This window comes from Ruminococcus sp. RTP21198st1_G1_RTP21198_201120 (assembly GCF_040924265.1).
GTDB lineage: Bacteria > Bacillota > Clostridia > Oscillospirales > Ruminococcaceae > Hominimerdicola > Hominimerdicola aceti.
Genome location: NZ_JBCOMH010000041.1, coordinates 1 through 1,779, shown reverse-complemented (window position 1 = coordinate 1,779; position 1,779 = coordinate 1). Strand labels below are relative to the sequence as shown.

Below are 1,779 nucleotides of genomic sequence, written 5' to 3'. Positions count from 1 at the left end.
ACGTTAATTCTCAGTGCGATCTATGGCATAACGACATTAGTAACAGGTCAAGCCTGCAGCATAACCTATTGTCAGCCGAAGGAGCCGGAGAATTTGCATAAATTTTTGAAAAAGAAAAGGGGTGAAGAATATGAAAGCAATTAAAAAGCTCATGCTGAAATACGGTTCGTCATTGGCAGCTCTTGCGCTGATGATTGGAGTCGGTTCCAGTTCTAAGGCTTGCTGGTGGTGGTACAATCAGCCCAAAGAGCCTGAAGGCATGAAGAAATTCACAAAAGAAGACTGATAAAAAAGCAGGAGCGGAGCGCTTCTGCGCTCCGCCACTGCGGAAACGGAGGAGAAGTTATGAAACTTAAAAGCAACTTCAAACGAATACTTTCCGGCGTAATGAGTTTAGCTATGGCGGCAACTCTTGTACCCAGTATCCCAGTACTGGCAGAGGATTTTACAACGCAGAATTATGTCTACGACAATTATGCTGTTTCCTACAATGTAACTAATTCATGGGGTGATACGGAGGTTGTTTCCGTTACGTTATCCAACACAGGTGACAGTACAATTGAAAACTGGATGCTGTACTTTGATCCAAACGGCAGCACTTCAAGCATTTGGGACGCACAGTGGGCTGAGACGTCTACCGGAGTTTCATATGTTAAAAATGCAGGATATAATGCACGGATTGAGCCTAATTCCTCGATCACTTTTAGCTATACAGTAGATAATTGTGAAGCTGTTCCCGAAGCTTTTAAGCTTTGTCAAGGGCGCATCAATAAGGAATCCGGTTACGATGTTCAGCTAGTTGTCAACGAAACATGGGGAGATAACTTCAATGGAGCTATCGTAATTACTAATAACACCGATTCCCCTATTGAAGCATGGGAACTTACCTTTGATACAAACTTTACCATTACCGAGATTACGAATAGCTGGGCAGCTACTGTAACTGAGTTAGAACCGTATAGCTATCGTTTGAAAGGAACATATACAGGCACCGTATATGCTAATTCAAGCGTAACACTTGGTTTTACAGGCGTTAAGAACGGTGATCCGGAAATATCTAACACTTCATTGACAGGAGTCGTTGCGAATGAAAGCCTTATTGACTTCATAAAGAATTATCCGGATGGAGTTTCAATTTATGCCTACGGCGACTACAATAACGAAGCGAATGCAATAGATATTGAATGGTATACCGATTATGAAGCCGAGGTTTTCGATGTATGGCAGTCTGATGATAATGAAAGCTACACCTTGGTTTCAGAAGTTTCGGATGCTGACTCGTATCAGTATGTCATCACTGAGGATTTTCAAACAAAATATTTTAAAGTTTCAATTCCTAATGATTTCGGTGAAACAATCGAGTCTGTTCCCTTTGTTGTAACAAAAACAGAGGATGAATATTCTGTTGATTTTCTTGACAGCGACGGTGACGGGCTTCCGGACATTTATGAGAATATGATCGGTACAGATTTGAATAATCCCGATACTGATGGGGATGGTCTGACCGACTATCAGGAAGTATACATAACAGGAACGGATCCCACAAAGTATGATTCGGTAACCGATGGTGTTTCGGACGCAGACGCTGATCCTGACGAAGACGGATTGACCAATGCACAGGAGATAGAGTTGGGAACTGATCCGCAGAATGACGATACCGACGGCGATGGTTTGAAAGGCGGAGAAGAAGTGAATGATTATCACACCGACCCGTTGAATCCGGATACGGACAGGGACGGTTTGCCGGATGGGGATGAGCCGCATATCGGGCTTGATCCG

Annotated in this window: 2 protein-coding genes; both read left to right on the top strand. The window is 43.2% G+C overall.

Annotated features, from left to right (window positions below):
• The first annotated feature begins 130 nt into the window (after positions 1-130).
• Positions 131-286 (top strand): cyclic lactone autoinducer peptide, encoded by a 156-nt coding sequence (locus AB5627_RS14180; protein ID WP_022126621.1) that lies wholly within the window; start codon positions 131-133, stop codon positions 284-286.
• Positions 287-345: 59 nt separating this feature from the next.
• A partial coding sequence (locus tag AB5627_RS14175) for a cellulose binding domain-containing protein (protein WP_368369919.1) occupies positions 346-1,779 on the top strand: 1,434 nt, incomplete at its 3' end.